The sequence below is a fragment of the Heyndrickxia sp. NPDC080065 genome (assembly GCF_050281185.1).
GTDB lineage: Bacteria > Bacillota > Bacilli > Bacillales > Bacillaceae_C > Heyndrickxia.
This window is the reverse complement of record NZ_JBNNWS010000001.1, coordinates 135,308-156,925: the sequence shown is the minus strand read 5'-3', so window position 1 is coordinate 156,925 and position 21,618 is coordinate 135,308. Positions and strand designations below refer to the sequence as shown.

20 protein-coding genes and 1 pseudogene are annotated in these 21,618 nt (G+C 35.6%); 14 read left to right on the top strand and 7 right to left on the bottom strand.

Annotated elements, in window-relative coordinates; translation table 11 throughout:
- Positions 1-116 precede the first annotated feature (116 nt).
- The 3 genes from ACQKP0_RS00755 (at position 117) to motB (ending at position 2,287) form a co-directional block, all read left to right on the top strand.
- The gene (locus tag ACQKP0_RS00755) at positions 117-491 is read left to right on the top strand and encodes a DUF1992 domain-containing protein (protein WP_427403897.1); all 375 of its coding nucleotides are present in this window, start codon (positions 117-119) and stop codon (positions 489-491) included.
- A gap of 202 nt (positions 492-693) precedes the next feature.
- Positions 694-1,485 carry a flagellar motor stator protein MotA gene (motA, locus tag ACQKP0_RS00750; protein WP_427403896.1) on the top strand — a complete coding sequence of 264 codons (792 nt, stop codon included), beginning with the start codon at positions 694-696 and terminating at the stop codon, positions 1,483-1,485.
- The gene (gene motB / locus ACQKP0_RS00745; RefSeq protein WP_427403895.1) at positions 1,478-2,287 is read left to right on the top strand and encodes a flagellar motor protein MotB; all 810 of its coding nucleotides are present in this window, start codon (positions 1,478-1,480) and stop codon (positions 2,285-2,287) included. Before motA ends, motB begins: the two co-directional genes overlap by 8 nt.
- Positions 2,288-2,383: 96 nt before the next feature.
- Here motB and ACQKP0_RS00740 read toward each other — a convergent pair whose 3' ends face one another.
- Together ACQKP0_RS00740 and ACQKP0_RS00735 are read right to left on the bottom strand one after the other, a co-directional pair.
- Positions 2,384-3,586: an MFS transporter gene (locus ACQKP0_RS00740; protein ID WP_427403894.1), complete on the bottom strand. Its 1,203-nt coding sequence runs from the start codon at positions 3,584-3,586 to the stop codon at positions 2,384-2,386.
- A gap of 8 nt (positions 3,587-3,594) precedes the next feature.
- The gene (locus ACQKP0_RS00735; protein WP_427403893.1) at positions 3,595-4,020 is read right to left on the bottom strand and encodes a MarR family winged helix-turn-helix transcriptional regulator; all 426 of its coding nucleotides are present in this window, start codon (positions 4,018-4,020) and stop codon (positions 3,595-3,597) included.
- A gap of 437 nt (positions 4,021-4,457) precedes the next feature.
- On the opposite strand from ACQKP0_RS00735, the gene map reads away from it, so the two are divergent.
- Together map and ACQKP0_RS00725 are read left to right on the top strand one after the other, a co-directional pair.
- Entirely contained in the window at positions 4,458-5,207 is a 750-nt protein-coding gene (gene map, locus ACQKP0_RS00730; protein WP_427403892.1) for a type I methionyl aminopeptidase, read from the top strand.
- A 194-nt stretch (positions 5,208-5,401) separates the two neighbouring features.
- A complete protein-coding gene (locus ACQKP0_RS00725) occupies positions 5,402-6,472 on the top strand; it encodes a PQQ-dependent sugar dehydrogenase (protein ID WP_427403891.1) in 1,071 nt (356 codons plus the stop codon).
- Between the two features lie 42 nt (positions 6,473-6,514).
- On the opposite strand, the gene ACQKP0_RS00720 is transcribed toward ACQKP0_RS00725, so the two are convergent.
- Positions 6,515-6,736, bottom strand: a complete 222-nt coding sequence (locus ACQKP0_RS00720) for a DUF1128 domain-containing protein (RefSeq protein WP_427403890.1) — start codon at positions 6,734-6,736, stop codon at positions 6,515-6,517.
- Positions 6,737-7,064: 328 nt separating this feature from the next.
- Here ACQKP0_RS00720 and ACQKP0_RS00715 point away from each other — a divergent pair, with 328 nt between their 5' ends.
- A complete protein-coding gene (locus tag ACQKP0_RS00715; RefSeq protein WP_427403889.1) occupies positions 7,065-7,850 on the top strand; it encodes a YihY/virulence factor BrkB family protein in 786 nt (261 codons plus the stop codon).
- A gap of 215 nt (positions 7,851-8,065) precedes the next feature.
- Here ACQKP0_RS00715 and ACQKP0_RS00710 read toward each other — a convergent pair whose 3' ends face one another.
- Entirely contained in the window at positions 8,066-9,253 is a 1,188-nt protein-coding gene (locus ACQKP0_RS00710; RefSeq protein ID WP_427403888.1) for an MFS transporter, read from the bottom strand.
- 287 nt (positions 9,254-9,540) lie between these two features.
- On the opposite strand from ACQKP0_RS00710, the gene cax reads away from it, so the two are divergent.
- Positions 9,541-10,596, top strand: coding sequence for a calcium/proton exchanger (cax, locus tag ACQKP0_RS00705; protein WP_427403887.1), 1,056 nt, complete (start codon positions 9,541-9,543; stop codon positions 10,594-10,596).
- Between the two features lie 332 nt (positions 10,597-10,928).
- On the top strand, positions 10,929-11,744 hold the full coding sequence (locus ACQKP0_RS00700; protein ID WP_427403886.1) for a YfkD family protein: 816 nt from the start codon (positions 10,929-10,931) through the stop codon (positions 11,742-11,744).
- A 56-nt stretch (positions 11,745-11,800) separates the two neighbouring features.
- Here the strand turns inward: ACQKP0_RS00700 and yfkAB are convergent, their stop codons facing one another.
- A complete protein-coding gene (yfkAB, locus tag ACQKP0_RS00695; protein WP_427403885.1) occupies positions 11,801-12,934 on the bottom strand; it encodes a radical SAM/CxCxxxxC motif protein YfkAB in 1,134 nt (377 codons plus the stop codon).
- A gap of 139 nt (positions 12,935-13,073) precedes the next feature.
- Here yfkAB and ACQKP0_RS00690 point away from each other — a divergent pair, with 139 nt between their 5' ends.
- The 4 genes from ACQKP0_RS00690 (at position 13,074) to ACQKP0_RS00675 (ending at position 16,332) form a co-directional block, all read left to right on the top strand.
- Entirely contained in the window at positions 13,074-13,250 is a 177-nt protein-coding gene (locus ACQKP0_RS00690; RefSeq protein ID WP_427403884.1) for an SE1561 family protein, read from the top strand.
- Positions 13,251-13,366: 116 nt separating this feature from the next.
- Positions 13,367-14,131 (top strand): HAD family hydrolase, encoded by a 765-nt coding sequence (locus ACQKP0_RS00685; protein WP_427403883.1) that lies wholly within the window; start codon positions 13,367-13,369, stop codon positions 14,129-14,131.
- Positions 14,132-14,269: 138 nt separating this feature from the next.
- Entirely contained in the window at positions 14,270-15,817 is a 1,548-nt protein-coding gene (locus tag ACQKP0_RS00680; RefSeq protein ID WP_427403882.1) for a fumarate hydratase, read from the top strand.
- Positions 15,818-15,915: 98 nt separating this feature from the next.
- The gene (locus ACQKP0_RS00675) at positions 15,916-16,332 is read left to right on the top strand and encodes a DUF1259 domain-containing protein (protein WP_427403881.1); all 417 of its coding nucleotides are present in this window, start codon (positions 15,916-15,918) and stop codon (positions 16,330-16,332) included.
- Positions 16,333-16,474: 142 nt separating this feature from the next.
- Here the strand turns inward: ACQKP0_RS00675 and ACQKP0_RS00670 are convergent.
- Positions 16,475-17,405: pseudogene (locus ACQKP0_RS00670) on the bottom strand (IS4 family transposase).
- A gap of 192 nt (positions 17,406-17,597) precedes the next feature.
- A complete protein-coding gene (locus ACQKP0_RS00665) occupies positions 17,598-19,808 on the bottom strand; it encodes an MMPL family transporter (RefSeq protein WP_427403880.1) in 2,211 nt (736 codons plus the stop codon).
- 395 nt (positions 19,809-20,203) lie between these two features.
- Here ACQKP0_RS00665 and ACQKP0_RS00660 point away from each other — a divergent pair, with 395 nt between their 5' ends.
- Both ACQKP0_RS00660 and ACQKP0_RS00655 read left to right on the top strand, forming a co-directional pair.
- Positions 20,204-20,719 carry a TetR/AcrR family transcriptional regulator gene (locus tag ACQKP0_RS00660; RefSeq protein WP_427403879.1) on the top strand — a complete coding sequence of 172 codons (516 nt, stop codon included), beginning with the start codon at positions 20,204-20,206 and terminating at the stop codon, positions 20,717-20,719.
- 179 nt (positions 20,720-20,898) lie between these two features.
- Positions 20,899-21,330 (top strand): cell surface protein, encoded by a 432-nt coding sequence (locus tag ACQKP0_RS00655; protein WP_427403878.1) that lies wholly within the window; start codon positions 20,899-20,901, stop codon positions 21,328-21,330.
- Positions 21,331-21,618: the final 288 nt, after the last annotated feature.

Sequence of the window (21,618 nt, the reverse complement as noted above, 5' to 3'; positions counted from 1 at the left end):
AGCCTTTATAAGGCTTAATAGTCAAAATATTGTCATTAATAAGATGGAACATCATGCTCGAACAAACTTAATTTCGATATAATAATAGTATCAAATATCGGAAAGGATGGCTGTGAATGGATTTCTTTAGAATTACCGAAGATCAGATCCGGAAAGCATATAAAAATGGAGAATTTGATAATTTACCAGGTATGGGTAAGCCATTACCCGAAGATGAGTTAGCAAATATACCAGAAGACTTAAGAATGGCCTACCGCATCATGAGAAATGCTGGATTTTCCCCTGAAGAAGCATCGGTAAAAAAAGAATTAATGACCATTGAGGATCTTATTCGAAAAAGTGAAAGTGAATTAAATAAAGAAGACCTTCGAAAAGAATTAAATGAAAAGATGCTAAAATACAATGAATTATTATCGAAAAGAAGGGTCAAGACTAATTCTTCAGTATTTAAAAACTATGAACGGAAAATTGAAAAAAAGTTTCTGAAATAGTAAGCTTTGTTGCTTTTACATCAAGAGTAACAATCAGCAACGTTTTACTAAGTAAATATGATTAGAATTTTAACAAAATATCCAAAACAGCCAATAGATATAAAAGCAATTGTCGAAGTTTTGATGATTTGCTCTAAAAGAATCGATATTTTTGTCGATATAAAAGATAAGAAGACGATTTTGATAATTTAGGGTGAAGCAAATGGACAAAACATCGATTATAGGCGTCATATTAGGTTTTATAGCTGTTGGGGTTGGAATGGTCTTAAAAGGAGTTCCAATTAACGCTCTTGTAAATCCCGCTGCATTACTAATTATTATTTTAGGAACAATTGCAGCAGTAACAATAGCTTTTCCAACTAGTGAAATAAAAAGAGTTCCAAAGCTATTTCGTGTTATTTTTAAAGATTCAAAAAATATGGATATAAAAAATGTAATTGGTCTTTTTTCTGATTTGGCACAGGTTGCAAGGAAAGAAGGTCTACTGGCATTGGAAACTAGATTGCATGAGGTCGAGGATCCATTTTTGAAAAATGGATTGAGTCTAGCCGTAGATGGGCAAAGTGCTGATTATATTCGAGATGTTTTAAGTGAAGAAATTGAAGCGATGGAAGGTCGTCACCAAGCAGGGGCTGCTATTTTTTCACAGGCAGGCACATATGCTCCATCCCTAGGGGTTCTAGGGGCTGTACTTGGTTTGATTGCAGCGCTGGGAAATATGGATAATACGGAAGAATTAGGTCATGCTATATCAGCAGCCTTTGTTGCTACCATGTTAGGGATTTTTTCTGGATATGTTTTATGGAATCCTTTTGCAAATAAACTGAAAAGAAAATCAAAGCAAGAAGTCAAAATTAAGGAAATTATGCTTGAAGGAATATTATCCATATTAGCAGGGGAAGCTCCACGTGTCATTGAACAAAAGCTGGCATCGTACTTGCCATCAGAAGAACGGAAAAAGTTTTTGGAAGAAAGCAGTGAATTAAATGAGTAAGCGGCGCAAAAAAAAATCTCAAGAAGATGCACATGTAGATGAATCTTGGCTGCTCCCTTATGCTGATATATTAACATTGCTATTAGCGCTTTTCATTGTGCTATTTGCATCTAGTTCTGTGGATGCACAAAAATTTCAAAAGCTTTCACAAGTTTTTAATGGAATTTTCTCTAGTGGTGTAGGTGTGATGGATTATTCAAAACCTCAACCAGTGGATCAGTTCCGGACAGGTGCGATAGAAGAAAAAAATCAAGAAAATGCAAAAAAAGAAAATGAATCGGTTGAACAATCGGCTGAACAAAAATTAAAAAAGTTAAAACTGCAGGATCACGAAGAACTAGAAAAAGTTCAGGCCAAAATAAATACTTATATAGGTAAAAATAACTTATCAGGGAAGTTTGCAACATCTTTAACAGATGAGGGGCTATTATTAACTATTCGAGATAATGTGCTGTTCGAATCTGGTAAAGCTAATATAAGCGAAAAAAATATGAAGACAGCAAGGGAATTATCAGAATTACTTGTTATGGACCCGCCAAGAAATTTTATTATTAGTGGTCATACAGACAATGTTCCGATTCGCAATTCGAATTTTGAGTCTAATTGGGAATTAAGTGTGATGAGATCATTAAACTTTATGAAGATCCTTTTACACAATGAAAAGCTTAATCCTCGTAATTTTAGTGTAAAAGGCTTTGGAGAATACAAACCAATCGCTTCGAATAGTACGGAAGAAGGTAAAGCAAAGAATCGCCGAGTTGAGGTTTTAATTCTTCCAAGAGTAACTTCAAATCCTAATTAAAAAAGCTTTTTGTACATCGTACAAAAAGCTTTTCTTTTATAATAAACTCGCAGTTTCTTCTAGTCTTACCTTTGAAAGCTGTACAGCGGTTTTAAGTTATGCCTGAATTTCACTTTCTCTAGTAATCTGCTCGCTTTTACTTTTCATTCTTCCGTGAAGTAAATAATAAAGCCCTAATCCAAAAATGATTAAGATTGATGTATACAAATATAAATTTCTATAACCACTTGTTGCTGCAACGATTCCTAGTACAAATGAGCCTAGGCCAACCCCGCTATCCATGAAGGTGAAATAGGTTGCAGTTGCCATGCTTCGCCGATTAGCCTCTACCGAGTTAATCGCAATCGTTTGGAATCCAGAGGTCATCGTCCCATAACCAACACCAATTAATGCACCTGAAATTAATAAAGTAATCGCATTTCCTGTATAGCTTAAAATAAAAGTACCGATTCCAAACAATAGAATCGCTGGATAGATCACTTTGTTCTCTCCGTATTGGTCAAACCATTTACCAGTAAAAGGTCTAGATGCTAAAAGGAAGACCGCGTAAACAACAAAAAAGAAACTGGAAGCTTGAACTAAATTGAGCCCTTTTGCATAAACGGACATATATGAAAGAACTCCAGAGTATCCAAAAGCAAGAAGCCCGGTAACAATGGAAATCGGTATTGATTTCTTTTCAAATAAATCACCTAATTTAAATCCGATGTTATTAATTTTATTTACATTTTGAGGAATGTTAACAAATAATGCGCAAATAAAGGAAATTAATGAAAAGATACCACAAAAAATAAATAATACTTGGAAACTAAAGCTATGAATAATCGTTAAGCCTAAAAAAGGACCAATGACCATGGCCAAATTCATAAAAGTTGCGTAGTAGCCCATACCTTCTCCCATTCTATCCTCAGGAATAATATTCGCTACAATAGCACCTGTTGCAGTAGTCGCAATTCCAAAACCTATTCCATGAAAAAATCGAATGGCCAGTAACCAACCAAAACTATGTCCAAAGAAATATAAAACAGATGCTATAAAAAATATTAATAATGAGAGCAATAGCATTTTTTTTCTTCCGATAGCTTCCAATAAGATTCCTGAAAATGGTCGCACAATTACTGCTGAAATAATAAAAACAGTAACAACTAGTCCTATTTGTGATTGCGTAACATGCATATCATCTATTACATAAATAGGAAGTGTTACCATTAGTAAGTAAAACGTTAAAAATAGAAAGAAACTTGTGAACGAAACACCTAAAAAGTTTTTTGTCCACAGGTTTGATGTATTTTTCTTCATTTAATTATTCACCTCTGATAATCCATGTTTGTCATCATTTTTCGAAGTACTTGGAAAGCGATCACTTTTTCATCTTCTGATATACCTTCCATCACATCGCTTTCAAATTGCCCAACTTTTTCAATTAAAGAGGGGTAATTATCCATTGCTATATCAGTTAATTCTATCCTTTTTTCTCTCCTGTCCTTACCTTCCGTTTTTCGAATCCATTGAAGGCTTTCTAAACGGTTTACCGTTCTTGTTACTGTTGGTGCTTCAACATTTAAGTAATTACTAATTTCAACCAGTGTACAAGGCCCATGGTGATATAAGTAATAAATAATGGACCATTGCGAACTGAATATACCAATATCAGCTAAACGTTCATTAATTTTTTTACTTAAATTTCTTGAGACTTGATTATATTGATGAAAAAATTCGTGTGATTGGATCATAGATTATTCCCTCCAAATTAATTACCTAGGTAAGTATATTCTAATTAAGACAAAATGTCTATACATTTTTTAAAAGGTAAGAAAGTATAAAATTTACTAAGGATATTAGACATGAAAAGTGTCTGCTATGTCTAGCTCCAGCGCCTATCGGCTAGCGGATTTCTCCGTCTTCTCCCTACGATAAGTCAACATCGACTCGTCCCTCGCCGTGTCTCCTTTATCTCAGTCGAAGACTACAAAAATCCGTACGCCGATGAGCAAGGCGCTTACGCTTTTCTTATTTGGAGCAGCAAAACAAAATATTCCTTGCATTCGGATTTTAGTAGATGATTAATTTTTTTGCTATAACATACAAATAGAGATAAGATGTTAGTATTCACAGTTTTATGTAAGTAACATAGATATAGATAGGTGTACTTTTGAAAGGAAGAGGTAAAATGATAACATATAAGTCTCAACGTGAAATAGATATGATGAAAAAGGCGGGAGAATTACTAGCCAATACACATAAAGAAATAGCTAAAAAAATAAAACCTGGTGTCACAACATGGGAAATTGAAGAGTTTGTCAATGATTTCTTGAAAAAGCATGGTGCAACACCGGAACAAAAAGGGTATCGAGGATACGAGTATGCTACTTGCGCAAGTATTAATGATGAGATCTGTCATGGCTACCCTCGGAAGCAACCGCTCCAAGAAGGTGATATTGTAACCATTGACATGGTAGTGAACCTGAATGGTGCTTTAGCAGACTCTGCATGGAGTTATCCAGTGGGGAAAATTAGTAAGAACGCACAAAACTTACTAGATGTAACAAAAGAAGCTTTATATAAAGGCATTGAGCAAGTAAAAGTTGGAAACCGTATTGGTGATATTGGCCATGCCATCCAAACATTTGTAGAAGCTCAAGGCTATTCGGTTGTGAGGAATTTTATTGGCCATGGAATCGGACCTAGTATTCACGAAAAACCAGAGGTGCCGCACTTTGGATTACCCGGAAAAGGACCAAGAATAAAAGAAGGAATGGTCTTTACTATCGAACCCATGGTCAATATTGGCGGATATGAAACTATGATGGATAACAATGGATGGACAGCGAGAACGAGAGATGGATCGCTGTCTGCCCAATATGAGCACACAATAGCAGTAACAAAAGACGGCATAATTATACTTACAGAGCAAGATTAAAAGCCTCGCAATGGGGCTTTTTTTTATGTAATCATTTTTACAAAAGCCTTGTTTTTATTATTGACGGTAAATTTAACTATCGTACGAATAACGAACATGAAATGAATATTTACCTCCTAAATCATTAACAAAACTTTCTTATAAGAAAGGAAATACCAGTATAATTGACGAAAGATTAGGTAAAGGGAGGGGTTGTGTTGACTAGAGTCTTTCTTATTGTTATTTGCTTACTATTAACCGCATGCTCCGATCACAATGGTAAAAATCATTCGGAAGCAAAAGAAACAATTACCAATCAATCTGCAACATCTATTTTAAATAAACTAAATGTTCCATGGGCTATTACCAAACATAAAAATACATTTTATATAAGCGAACGTAATGGGTATATAGTATCTTTAAATACAAGAAATAACCAATTTATACGTTCTCCTGTGGAAACGAATAAAACGATCTATCAAGAAGGTGAAGGCGGGTTTCTTGGTATTGAATTAACTTCAAATTTTGAAAAATCGCAACAAGCATTTGCCTACCATACATATCAAGAAAATGGAGTTACTCTTAATCGGGTTATTCTCATCCAAAAGCAAAGGGAAGCATGGAAAGAAGTAAAAGTGTTATTAGAAGAGATTCCTGGCTCGCCTATTCATAATGGCGGCCGTATAAAAATTGGTCCTGATCAAAAACTTTATGTTACAGCTGGAGATGCTTCTGTTACTAAAGATGCACAAATGTTATCGACATTATCCGGGAAGATATTAAGAATGGAACAGGATGGTTTGATACCAAAAGATAATCCGTTTAATGGAAGCTATGTATATTCCTATGGTCATCGAAATCCTCAAGGACTAGTTTGGGATGAACAAGGGAAAATGTATAGTTCAGAACACGGTCCAATTGCACATGATGAAATTAACATAATTGAAGCTGGACATAACTATGGATGGCCAATAATTGAAGGGGATAAAAGCAGGGAAGGAATGGAGACGCCATTTTATCAAACAGGTGATACTACTTGGGCTCCCTCGGGTATTCAGTATAAAGATGGAAAGCTATATATCGCTACACTTCGCGGAGAGGCATTAAGAATATTTGATCTAAAGACGAAAAAGTCTACAACACTCAAAGGAAATTTTGGAAGAATTAGGGACGTGTATATTGATGGGGAAAAGTTATATTTTATCTCGAATAATTTGGATGGAAGAGGTTCTCCAACTGATCAGGATGATCAATTATGGATGGTATATTTAAAAGATGTAAAATAGAAAAGAGCGACATTCTATAACACCAATAGAATGTCGCTTTTATTATTTACGTAAATTGCCCAATTCTTCTACAATTGCTTGCATTTCGTTTGGACTAAAGGTGCTTTTCTTCATCACCATTTCATAAATATCACGGAGATCATCATAGATTTCCTCATTATAATCCGAAGATTTTAATGCATCTACATTAACCATTCTTAATTTAGTTGTAATTTGAGAAATCATATATTGAATGTTTTCATTTGTTTTTATTGAAAGATCCACCGGGTACATCCTCCCCTATTTAATTTATGGCTTTGTTACTGTCTATTGTTGATAAAATTAGCTGTATGGTATGCGTGAAGCGATTTTTTTACATAGTAAAACTAGCTGAACGCATACCATACAGCGTTATTGGTAACGCAATTGTTTAACAAAGCTTATTTTATAATTATCTTTTCATGAAACAAGTGAGGTGTCAAATATATATTTTGCTTTTATAGGAAAAGCTAGGGGATAGATATAAGCATGTTACTTTTTTGAGGTGAAATTTATGGGGGGCTCCAAAATAATTAGAGATAAAAATTTTGTCATTTCCTTAATAAAGCACACTATGTACAATGATATCACAGGTTTAGCTGCACAATTATCCTATTTCTTTATATTATCCTTATTTCCACTACTACTATTTATCGTCACATTACTTCCTTATTTACCAATCAATACAAATGATGTACTAAATGTATTGAGGAATTTTGCACCGAAGGAAACGTTAAATATGATTGAATCAAATTTAAATGACATTTTGAATAATCGGAGCACTAGTTTACTTTCATTTGGAATACTTGCGACATTATGGTCAGCTTCAAAAGGAATGAATGCAATTATTAAGGCATTAAATCGTGCCTATGAAGTGAAAGAAACACGTTCAATGTTTATGGCAAGAGCAATGTCAATGATCCTTACTGTAGCGATGATCTTTGTTTTTTTAATTGCACTTTTACTACCTGTATTTGGTCAATATATTGGATATTATGTGTTTACTGTGTTCGGTATTCCAGAGAAGTTTGCTGCTGTTTGGACAGCATTGCGCTGGATCATTAGTCCGATTATTTTATTTATTGTTTTTGTTGGCATCTACTATTTTGCACCTAATAAAAAAATTAAGTGCTTATCTGTTTTTCCAGGAGCATTTATCGCAACTTTGGGATGGGCTCTAGTTTCTCTAGCATTTTCATACTATGTTAGCAATTTTGGCCATTATACGGCAGCTTATGGAAGCTTAGGTGGAATCATTGTTCTTATGCTTTGGTTTTATATAAGCGGAATAATATTAATCATCGGAGGAGAAATAAACGCATTGATTACAGCCAGAGACACATGCACTGTTAAAAAATAACGGGAAAGCTTTTTCACAAAACGTTACAAACTATAAAAGAATACCTAATTTTACTGAAAGGGGATTTCGAAATGAGTAAAAAAACAAAACAAAACAGTAAACAAAAACCTAAAGGGAAAAATTCAAGCTCCGCTAACGGACAAAATGGTTATCATTAAAAATTTTAGGAGGGTGTGCCAAAATGGACACCCTCCTAAATGTAATTATTAAAAAAACTACCCAGAAATACTCGAATACACTTTATTTTCTTTTTCCTTTGTACGAAATGAGCATAAAGAAATAAAAATAATCAACAACATGGAACTGATAAGGTAAAAGAAGCTCGCCCCTTTCATATGTTCGATAATAATACCTGCAAAAAATGGTCCGAGCATGCTTCCTAAACTAAATAATATTCCACACATAATATTGCCAGCAGGGAATAATGTTTTTGGCAGTAAATCAGCCATATAGCTAATACCTAGTGAAAAAGTAGATCCAACGGCCATTCCAGCGATAAAGAAGCAAATGATTAAACCAACAACTGATTGATTGACAAATCCTGCTGCTGTAAAGCAAAGAAAGCCAATTAGAATAATCGTAATTAACGTATTCTTTCGTCCATAACGGTCACTAATGATTCCTAATGGAAGCTGAGTAATAATACTTCCAAATGCAAAAGCTGGAACGATCATTGAGACTGCTTCAACATTAATACCATTTCTCAATGCGAACACAGGGAAACTGCCGTTCAATGATGCCTCTAAGAAACCATATCCGAAAGGAGGAAGAAGAGCTACCCAAGCATACTTCCATACCTTTCCAAAGCGTTTGAATGTTCCAAGAAAAGACACGGATTCTGAATCTTTTTCAGGAAAGTCGTTTTTCAATGTAAAAACAGTGATCCATAATAGAAAGCTTAATGCTGAAGTAATGATAAAAGGCAATGACTCATTTACTTCTACTAAGCTTGTCAGCGAAGGTCCAAAAGCAAAGCCTAAACCGAAAAATAAACCATATAGTGAAATATTTCTTCCAAGTTTTTCTTTTGAGGATGTCGAAGTGATCCAAGTCTGGGTTGCGAAATGCAGCATATGGTCACCAATTCCGATTAATAGTCTTAAGAAAAACCAGAACCAAAAGGATTTCCATATAGGAAATAAAAATAGTGTAAGTGCAACGGTAAGACCGCCAATCAATATCAGCGGTTTGTAACCAATCTTACGTAGTGGTGCCTCCATAAGAGGGGAAGCAATAAGTACCCCTAAATATAATGCTGTAGCATTAAGCCCATTTAAAGAGGAGGCCATTCCGTCTTTTTCAAAAATAACTGCTATTAAAGGGAGTAACATTCCTTGTGAAAAGCCTGATATTGCCACAATCCCAACTAAAATCCAAAAACGATATTTATCAGTTTTAATCATAGAAGAAGGCTCCTTATTCCAAAACTCTCTATTTGTGATGGTAACTGTATATTGAATAATTGGCAAGATAATCTTTATTCAGTTAAATATATCAAATGAAAATTGGGGGGGAATATTTTAGGAGAAAGTTATGTGTGGATAGAATACTTTAGGTTAAAATAAAATATGAATTTTAATCAATTATTTCATCATTAAAAAATAATTTTATCTTTTATATGGGAGCTTTTTGATAAAAAATAGTGGAATAGAGAGTATGGGGATACTTTCCGTATTTAAGGAGGAGAAAGATGAATAAAATTTTTGCCATTATGGTTGGTATAGGGGTTCCCTTATCAATCATTGGATCTTTGATGCATTGGCCTAGTGTTATTATGTTTGTTATTTACTGTTTGACAATTATTGCTTTAGCAAGTTTTATGGGACGAGCTACTGAGAGTTTAGCCATTGTAGCGGGGCCAAGAATTGGCGGATTATTAAATGCAACCTTCGGAAATGCCGTGGAACTGATTATTTCTATTTTTTCGCTTCAAGCAGGATTAACTGGAGTGGTATTAGCTTCTTTAACCGGATCTGTTTTGGGAAATTTACTGCTTGTCGCAGGGATGGCATTTTTTGTAGGTGGATTGAAATTTAAACGTCAGAAATTTAATGTATATGACGCACGACATAGTTCTGGATTGTTAATTTTTGCTGTAATTATTGCCTTTGTCATTCCTGAAGTTTTTTCAACAAACTTATCTGATGCTGAAACAATGAATTTAAGTGTAGGTATTTCCATCACTTTGATTATCTTATATCTCGCAGCATTATTTTTTAAGCTTGTTACCCATCGAGGGATTTATCAAGATCCTGCAGTAAAACAAAACGATCATGAAGAAGAACCAGAGTGGAGCAAAGGAAAATCCATTATCATATTGGCTATTGCCACAATTGCTGTAGCATATGTTTCCGAAAACCTCGTACATACATTTGAAGATGTGGCAAAAAGCTTTGGTTGGAGTGAATTATTTATAGGTATTGTGATAGTTGCTATCGTCGGAAACGCTGCGGAGCATGCATCTGCCATTTTAATGGCGTTTAAAAACAAGATGGATATTGCTATAGAAATTGCCTTCGGATCTACTTTGCAAATCGCGATGTTTGTTGCACCTGTGCTTGTCATCCTTTCATTGTTTTTTACCTCAAACATGCCATTGGTATTTACATTACCAGAATTAGTAGCAATGGCAGCTTCTGTATTGTTAACGATTGTACTTGTCAATGATGGGGAAACAAATTGGTTTGAAGGGGCAACTCTACTTGCTGCTTATATCATTATGGGAATTGGCTTTTATCTTTTATAAGGGACGATTTTTCTTGTCGTTAAATGCTTAATGAAAAAGCCTCTAAGTATATATTTTGACTTAGAGGCTTTTTTAACTATTTATTTGCATAAAAATAATCAGCACATCTTAAGTAATACAGATTTGGAGAGTAATCTCTTCATCCATTCCCCCTTTAAAAGTTGTGTGCTGCCGCCCCCCTTCCTCCTGAAAAAGTTAATTACAGTATACAATATTATTTAAAATTTGTAAATATTCAGAATAAATTTCAAAAGAAATATGCTAGGAGATGGATAATAATTTAATTAAGGGAAAAAAATATACTTATGAAGTATAGAAAGGAGTACACTCATATGAAATGGCATCGAATTCTTCTTGTGTTTTTATTAATACTCTTATCAGCATCGCCTTCTGCAATGGCTAATAAGAAAGTTGAATCTTCTGCAAAAAAAATCGAGCAAATTAAAATTCCACCATCTGTTTTGGATATTACAAAAGAAAATACCTATCCAAATCCTACACAGGATTTGCCTTACTTACAACCGAGTGATTTTACAAATAAAATTATCAAAACATCTAAAGTGAAAATTGAGAATCCAAATTTAATAAGAATGTTAAATGAATCATCAATTAATAATTCACCATTTTCGCTGGGATTTAGAGCAACGATTTATTTAGGGGAATGGCCACTAAATTATGATTCAATTGAAACTTCACCAAACTGGCAATATCAAAAAATAAACACGAATTACTATGATAACCGAGGTGTAAACACGAATTACCGAATTCACTATGTTCAAGAAGCCCAAAAAATTGTAAGGGGCGGATTAACTGCAAAGGTATCTAAAGCAGATGATGTCAAAAAAATGATGCTATTAAAAGCAATGGAAAAAACGAGACTGCCACTTTCTTTTGAGACCATTGTCGGAGCAGGAACAAAAAAGGATCGTATCTATAATATTCCTGCAAAACGCTTAGGATATTTATATGGCTATGCACCTGCAATTAATGAAAAAGGAAAGGTCACCTATGGAGAAGTATATCTGGTCATAAAAGGAACTAAGAAAAAACTAGTCGTAAAAAATGTTACTTCACAAGGAATCGGTGCATGGATTCCTGTACAAGATTATGTATCATTTGGTTTCTTGGCATCAGATCATCCGAGATAAGAAGAAAAAGGGCCGTTTCTTGTGAGAGACGGCCTTGTTTAGGATCTAATTGGTTTTTATTTTTCCATACTAATGTTGGTTTTTCTCGTCTGAAAATCAACATCTCGGTAATATGCATCTTTAACAAGTACATTTGGACCAAGGCATTGAACAGCAGGACAATGACAACTGAGTGATTTAGCGAGCGGTGTTTTTGCCCATTTGTCATACAAATCAGGTAAAGTGTCGTGCTTGATATTGCCAAGAGCCGGTGTATCGCCAAAATCAGTAACAATGACATCCCCAGTAAAAATATTTACATTTAGCCGTGAGCGGCCATCAGGATCATTTCGAACAGAAACGTTTTTACTTGTATATAATCGTTTCAGTAATGTTAAATCCTCTTCTTTAAAACTACAAGGATAGAATGGTAATGTTCCAAATAGCATCCATGTTTTATCATCTCGAATATCTAGTAAATGGTGGATGGCATTACGTATTTCCTCTAGTGATAAGACCTCTAAGTTAGCAGCAAAATCACTAGGGTACATTGGATGAACCTCGTGTCTAGCACACTTCATTTCATTCACAATTTGTTTATGTATATGTTCAAGATGAGGAAGAGTTCGTTTATTTAACATCGTCTCTGCTGAAACCATCACACCAGCATCAGAAAGAAGACGGCTGTTTTCAATCATCCGATCAAATAACTTTTTTCGTTGTTCCCTAGTAGGTTTTCTTGCCATATTGGCAAATCCGCCATCAATGAAGTCATCGACAGTTCCCCAGTTATGGGAGATATGGAGAACATCCAAATAAGGGGCAATTAATAAATAACGATCAGGGTCCAGTGTTAAATTGGAATTGATTTGTGTACGAATTCCTTTTTGATGAGCATACTTAAGCAGTGGAAGAACATAATTTTCTACTGATTTTTTTGAGAGCATTGGTTCCCCGCCAGTAATGCTTATAGCCCTTAAATAAGGGATTTCCTCCAAGCGTTGAATGAGAAGATCAAGTGGCAAGGCGTTTGGATCCTTTGGTTGTAATGTATATCCGACGGCACAATGCTCACATCTCATATTACAAAGGGTAGTTGTTGTAAACTCGATATTAGAAAGGACGAGATTTCCATGGTCCTGTACATCTAAATATGCTTCCCATGGATCATTTTTCGGTGTGATCAATGGAAGCTGTAAAACGTTTTGCATAATAAAAGACTCCTCTTGTGAAAAAATATATACACCTTTGTCATTATTAAAAACGAAAGTAAAATTGTCAATGTTTCATTCCCTTTTCACATTATTGTATGTTTGGTATGATAGTAAAATGATGAAAGGAGAGACGACTTTGGGTAACGCAGTGCATGATAAAGATTCACAGGTACAATATTTAAAACAAAGATTGAATATGTTCTTAGAAGTATTAGATGCCATTGATCCAGAAGATACTCAATTAGAAGATATTGATCGCTTAATCGAAATGATTGATGATTTAGAAATAAAATGTGAGCAATTTAAGAAATAATAAATGAAGCCAAACTTTGCGATTAAAAGTTTGGCTTTTTTATTATTTTTTACGACTATAATAAAGTACATTGAAATAATATTTTTTTGTAGGGATAGATGGGGAGTGATCTTTAGGTGAAAAAATGGATTACATTTGATTTAGATGGAACGATCATGCAAAATCCTTTTGGAAAATATGTGTTTCCGGAAATAGAAGAGAAGGTCCATGCTTTATGTGGACAAAAGAAAAATGTCATAGATGAACTTGTTGAAGAGCATCAATTACGTATGCAAGAGCAACGTTTTGTTGAAGCATATGATTGGGATGATATCGTAAAAAGTTTTTTAGATAAAGCTCAAATTACATGTGAAATGAACATTGAAGAATTAGTAAGAAAACATTCCACTCTTCCGAAAATTTATTTGTTGGAGGAAAATATTTTACACACTCTTCAAATGCTGATAGACAGGGGATATTCTTTAGCAGCGGTTACAAATGGGTTTTACAAGTATCAATTTCCCGTGATGAAAACACTCGGGTTGGATCAATATTTTGAAGAGATCATTACACCGGAAAAAGCAGGATATGGCAAGCCAGATGTTCGGATCTTTGATGGCCTGAAGCAAAATGGTGACGTGATTACTGCTCATATAGGGGACCGCCTGGACCATGATGTTCAATTAGCAAACCTTTATGGAACAGCTTCGATTTGGATAGAACGTAAAATCCCGCAAAGTTTTTTGAATATCCCGCCTGACGAACGAATAAATCATATAGCTATAAAGGATCTATGTAAACAAAAGTGGATGAAAGAAGCAAATGAAGAAATATTACCTGTCACACTTGAACCGGATATTGTTATTGCCTCTATTTCAGAGCTTTCTATTATTTTTAAATGAATGGGAGTAGGTTCTTAATATGTTCTGAAATATTTTTGCCACAATCATTCCCTTTAAATAAGAGTTTAATAGGAGTATAATTGAATGGGATTTATACATATATTTCATTCAAATAGATGTAACAAGGGAGAGGTAAAAATGAATTTGGAAAAATTTCAGGAAAGCATGTACCAATTAATTGTTGAAACATCTACTAATCTACCTAAAGATGTCCGCAGAGCAGTGAAAAAAGCAAAGCAAAGTGAAAGCGCTGGCACGCGTGCAGCAATGAGTTTAGGTACTATTACAAATAACATCCAAATGGCAGATGAAAATATTTCACCAATTTGCCAAGACACAGGTCTTCCTACTTTTAAAATTAAAACACCTGTTGGTGTGAATCAAATAAAAATAAAAGAAGCAATTTATAACGCTATTGCACAAGCTACAAAGGACTCTAAGCTTCGACCAAATTCGGTTGACTCATTAACTGGAAAAAACAGCGGCGACAACCTTGGCGGAGGAACACCTGTCATTAAATTTGATCAATGGGAAAATGATTATATTGATGTTCGCCTGATTTTAAAAGGTGGGGGCTGTGAAAATAAAAATATCCAATACAGTCTTCCGAGTGAATTAGATGGCCTTGGACGTGCTGGCCGTGATCTTGATGGAATCCGTAAATGTATTCTTCACTCTGTCTATCAAGCACAAGGTCAAGGATGTAGTGCAGGCTTTATCGGTGTTGGAATCGGTGGAGATCGTTCATCTGGCTATGATCTAGCAAAAGAGCAATTATTCCGTTCTGTAGAAGATGTGAATCCAAATGAAGATCTACGTAAACTTGAAGATTACATTATGGATAATGCAAATAAATTAGGAATTGGAACAATGGGCTTTGGCGGTGAAACAACCCTTCTTGGCTGTAAAATTGGTGTTATGAACCGTATTCCTGCGAGCTTCTTTGTATCTGTTGCGTATAATTGCTGGGCATTCCGTCGTCTAGGAATGAAAGTAAATCCTGAAACTGGCGAAATTCAAGAATGGCTCTACCAAGACGGTGAAAAAATTGAATTTGCAAATGAAGCAGAAAGCGAAGTGGCCGCTGCTTCTGAGCAAGAAAGCAAAGTAATTACATTGAAGGCTCCAATTACAGAAGAGCAAATTCGGGAATTAAAAGTGGGCGATGTTGTTCGCATCGATGGAAGAATGTACACTGGCCGTGATGCAATTCATAAATATTTAACCGATCATGATGCACCTGTAGATTTAAATGGTCAAGTCATCTATCATTGTGGACCAGTTATGGCGAAGGATGAAGAAGGCAATTGGACAGTTAAAGCTGCAGGTCCAACTACTTCCATTCGTGAGGAACCTTATCAAGGTGACATCATGAAAAAATTTGGTATTCGTGCGGTTATCGGTAAAGGCGGTATGGGACCAAAAACACTTGCAGCGTTACAGGAACATGGCGGTGTATACTTAAATGCCATCGGTGGAGCAGCACAATACTATGCTGACTGTATTAAAAAAGTGGATGGGGTAGATTTAACAGAGTTTGGTATCCCAGAAGCGATGTGGCACTTAAATGTTGAAGGCTTCACAGCTGTCGTCACTATGGACTCTCACGGAAATAGCTTACATGCTGATGTCGACAAATCATCATTAGAAAAATTAGCTCAATTTAAAGAGCCTGTTTTTAAATAATATTTCAAAGGGCTAGGTCTGGAAATCAGGCTTAGCTTTTTAATTTTCATAACTCATCCCCCTTTCTCATAGCTTCTATTAAAAAGGGGGAAATCGTGATGAAACAATTTAACGATCTTTGTGAGCAATTTGGGCAAATCCTTCAAGGAAAAAGCAGAATCAATAAAGGTGTGTGTTCTGTTGAATTTCATCGCAATTTTAAAGTATTGGTTCAAGGTCGCATAAGTCAATCAGTTGTGCCAGCAGGTATTTCTTTTGAATCATTGGATCAAAACGGAAATGCCTTAAATTTAGGAGAAATTGCTATCCTGGAAGAAGAAATACCAGCATTTATGCATGCTATCGTTCAACAAGGAATCATCGTCAGTGCTTTGCATAATCACTGGATATATATGGAGCCAACTATTTTATATATTCATATTCAATCAGTTGAACCCCCATTAAATTTTGCGAAAAAAGTAGCCTATGCTTTTAAAATGTTAAAAAGCTATCCGGTGGAAAGACAAAACCATTAAGGCTTTATGGGGTACTACCACATCGCCATCAAGTTAAGGGTGCTAAGAGGATAAATGTGAAGGTTATTTTTTAAAATTTCTACGGCTGTACTAAAGGTGGGCATAACAAATAAACCTATTAAATAGGTATTTCAAAAAAATATTATGCAAATTTGGAACTTTGTGACAACGTATAATCATACACAACACCTAAGTTATCAAAGACGGTTTTCTTTTCGTACCGATGAGATTTTCTACCGTTTTTCTCTAAAAAATAAAACAAGCGCAGTAAAACTTTTAATAATTCATGGATGTCCTTTTGTAATCCTTCATAAAACAATAGATAATAATTTATTATCATACAGATGGATTTGTATTCACTTAACTCTTTCTTTTTCTTATCCAAGAGTAACTGACGCATTTTGAACATCGTCGATAAACAGAGTAGGATACTAATGAGTTGCCCATATAAATGACATTCTAAGCGTTCTTTCTTGATTCCTTTGCACCTGTCAATTTGAAAGAAAGATTTCCATGTTTTAAATAAAATTTCAATTTGCCAACAGAATGAATAGAAGTCCTACATAAATGTGCAGGAACTTTCCACTCAATAGGTCATACTCCAATTGAATTTTAACTCCTGCCGTATGGCTACTTCCACCGGAGCTTTGATAATGTGAAGAGAACTTATCTGGAAGCTGAAATGTTGTAGAATCTAGAATCCGAATGTGCTTAAAGGTCGTGGTATATTGATGAATTATTTCTTGTGTTGAATAAATCCTTTGAGTTAGAAGGTTAGGTAGAACTTGTTCAAGAAACTGTACTGCGGAAGCATTAAATCGTTGGTTAAGCCCTTCAGGGCTGATAAGAACACCTGTAGATACTTCCAGACAGCTACATAATTGTGTGAGTGATGTACTTGCGACCTGTTGACTAAGCCATACACATAAAGCAACTAACTCCTGTGCTTGATATTTACTCTTTCGCTGAACGAATCCTTTTTCTTTGGCTAGGTGTTCTAGAACATGAGGAGACATATGTCGTTGTAATTCTCCAGCGATCGGTTGAAGTTCGTCAAGAATCGAAAGATTCATAAAGAAACGCCATCCTTTCCTATAATTCTACAGAAAGGGTAACGTCTTTTTTGCTTTATGTATAGTGCAAAACCTTAGTTCCTTTTATATATTTACATAATTAGCGAAGGAGGATCTATACTTTCTCTAAAAAACCGCTTCTATTTTATAGGGAAGCGGTTTTTTAACTGAATATAAAACTATGAATTAACTTTAACTGTTCTGTTTATATATTTTTTCACTTTTGTTTTCTACGCGATGTATAATGCTTTCTCCTTCAACATCAATGTTAGGCAAAATTTTATCCAGCCATTTTGGCAAGTACCAGGCTGACTTACCCATGAGAATCATGACTGCAGGTACGATTGTCATTCTCACGATGAATGCGTCAAAGAAAACACCGAATGTAAGAGCCATGCCTATGGATTTAATGATGGTATCAGGCGCCAACATGAATCCAATAAATACAGACATCATAATTAATCCCGCTGCGACTACGACTCTCCCGCTCTCCCGCATTCCTTCTACAATAGCTCTCTTCGGGTCACCTGTATGCATATATACTTCCCGCATCTTGCTCACTAGGAACACCTCATAGTCCATGGCGAGTCCGAACAAGATGCCAATCAGAATGACAGGCAAGAAGGCTAAGATCGGACCGGCAGCCGGGAACCCAAATATATTTTGGAAATGCCCATCCTGCACGAAAAATACCACGGCTCCCAATGTAGCGCCAAGAGAAAGTAGAAACCCTAATACTGCTTTTAATGGAATGAGCAGAGATCTAAACACTAGAACTAAGAGTACATACGCAAGTCCCACAATAAGGGCAGCGAAAACTGGCAAGGCGTCACTCAGCTTTTGCACAATATCAATATTCATGGCTGCTGTGCCCGTTACCATTAGTTCAATTCCATTTTTTTTCTTGGTCTGGTTCGATTTGTCCCGGATAGCTTTTACCAAATCCTTCGTCTTTGTATCGTCAGGTCCTGTTTTTGGTGTGACGGAAATCATATAAATCTTTCCAGAAGGCCCAGGGATAGCTGGTGTCACACTTTTCACTTCAGATAGGTTACCCAATTCTTTTGCAATGGTGTTCATAGCATTTTGCGTTTCAGCTGTTGCTTCCTCTGATTTTGCTACTACCATTAAAGAGGCATGAAATCCTTCCCCATATGCTTCCGTCAATAAATCATATGCTCTTCTTTCTGTCGTTTCTGTGGACTTTGTTGTTCCATCAGAAGGCAGTCCAAGGTTCATATGGAAAAACGGAATCGTAATCACTGCAAGTAGTCCGATTGCGAAAATCGTAACAATCAGAGGACGTCTTATGACAAATTCCCCCCATTTATTTGAACCAGCATGTTTCTTACCTGCCCCAGTCATCTTTTGCAAGAATCGATTTTGTTTAGATGGGGCAATCTTATGGCCGACAAGTCCCAAAATGGCTGGTAATATGATGACGGAAACCAACACAGCTGAGAGCACAGTAAAGGCAGCGGATACGCCCATTGCTGTCAGGAATGGAATCTTTGTAACAGACAGTCCCAAAAGACCAATAATAACAGTTAATCCTGCGAAGATTACGGCACTTCCCGCTGTTCCCGTTGCGATGGCAACAGATTCTGGAACAGAATCTCCTTGTGCAAGCTGCTGTATAAAACGATTGATAATGAAGAGAGCATAGTCAATGCCTACTGCGAGTCCCAGCATGGCAGCTAATGATAAGGAAACTGATTGGATTTCCACATAATTGGTCCCAATCATGATTCCTAGCATTCCAATTGCTAATCCGATTATCGCAGTGAGAATCGGCAGTCCAGCTACTAGAAAAGACACAAAAGTAAATGCCAGAACTACGAAGGCAACAAGTACTCCGACAATTTCAGTCATACCTGAAGTCTCTGAGTCGGAAAACTTGATATCGCCTCCTGATAACTCCGTTTGAATGCCGGCATCCCTTGTTGTTTCGATACTATCTAAAATCTTATCCTTAGAAGCTTCTGTGACCTTTTCCGCTTTCACTTTGTACGTAATGACTGCATATCCGATAGTCTTATCTTTACTGAGGTTCTGCAGCTGCATCGGTGCTGCCACAGAATCAACAGCTGAATCTTTTTTTATCTCATCAAGAACTTCTGCAATTTTCTGTTGTACTTCTGCTGACTCCAAGGTTTCGTTTTTTGGTGCTTGAAACACCACTTTTACTTGGGCACCTGCTGGTTGCATCGCTTTAAACTCTTTTTCAATTACTTTTCCTGCTTTATCTGCCGGTGTATTCGGAATGCTCAGCTCCTCCCTGAAAGAGGAACCTATGTTGACTGCAAAAAACACTAATGCAATAAGAATTGCGAGTGCACTGAATACAACCTTTTTCCTATGATTTACTGCCCAATATCCTAACTTATACAGATATTTTGCCAATTGAATCTCACTCTATTCTTGTCGAAAATTTTTCTTGTTCTTACGTTGTAATCAAGAAACGCACAAATACCAAATTACATTTTATTCATATAATAGGATTTTAAAATATTAATTATAAATTGTATCTGAGTATCCCTCCCTATTTATAGCTTGCAAAACGGCGGTGAATTTCCAATAGGAAACAAAGGAAATGGTACACATTGACAGCAATAACGTCCTTTTATACAATGACATTATCATTACACTAACATTTGTACTTACATGTGTAAGTATAACAGTGAATTCTCATCATTCAAGCACTATGTGATGATTTGCACTTAAAACAAACAGAATGAAGGGATGTGTTAGCTTTGAGGAAGTCAAGAGAAGACAGTATACACTCTCAGAGATACATTATGGAAGCATTAAGCGCACTGTTGCATGAACATAAACTGCAAGATATAACCGTAACAGCTATTTGCAAAAAGGCTGGAGTTGCTAGAGTCACATTCTACAAATACTACCGCAACGTTTACGACGTCGTGCAAGCATCTGTGGATGAAATTGTTCAACAATTCTTGAAAGAGGTTGATAGTTTGGATCCATATGAAAGTATGCAGCTAATTATTGAATATATCATAGAGGGATTTGTGTCTGCACAGAAGCCGTCAGGAAAGTTAATTGATTCAAATATATCTAATATGATGCTTGATTACTTGAATTATACAATGGAAAAGGTCTTTCAAGCGGATATTACACACGATCATGACATGAGCAGAATGCAAATCCTGTTTTTAGCAGGCGGTATCTTCAATATTGTTACCGATTGGATTAAAAGAGGGTCAAGGGAGTCCCCTCAGGCACTTGCTGCAAAAATATACGAGATTCTTCCATATGGGACAACAGATACAAGGAATTCGGCAAATTCATGATACAACTGTTCTACCTTTTATTACATATTAAAAAATGGGCACCACATAAAAAGCTGTAAGTAGTTCATAACCATAAACGACCGTTTTTGGTTAAAAGAGCAAAACTTTCTTTCATATAGTCTGGCCACACATCTATCAACTTAAGATCTCATAATACCCTCAGAACGAAAAATGTATTTGTGGGATATGTTGAAAACCTTGAAGGTACTGAATATAAATTCCCTGTAACAGTCGAAACAGAAAACGGGAGCAAAGAAGTAACAAGTCCATATACAAATTACTCAATCACTGTAATTGATAATATCAAAGGAAAGCTCAAAAAAAATACAGCTATTCCAATGCAAAAATCAGGTGGAATAAGCGAAGATAAAAATCTGTATATATTGTATGAAGATGATCTTTTACCAGAAGGAGGAAAATGTTATATCTTTAACACCTATAATCAACCAGATGGTTCTATTTTGATTTCGCGTCCTAATTCAAATATTGAGCTTGATATAACCAGTAAAAATAAAATTGTAAGTTCAAAGGAATATAAAAACTATAAAAAAGCAGTTAAAAATCAAGTGAAATCCGATCGTCAAAGATTCATCTCTAAATACAGTGAATAATCGTAGTTGTCAAATTAGATAACTAGGGGCGACCTCTATCAAACGCAAGGAGACCCTTTGTGTGGTCTGTCAACGGTAAATCGGACTGAATGAGGAAGAATTTAAGGAGTTGACAGACTCACTACATCCGAACCCTCTTGGCATTGAACAAACAACCGTTAATGTAGTTTTTCTGAAAGCGATGTATCTCTAACTAAGATATTGAAGAGTGGAATAAAATCCCTCTTCTTTTTTATTCTAAGATCATAAGAGCAAGAATGAGGACGAAATATTATAATTGAATTGTTA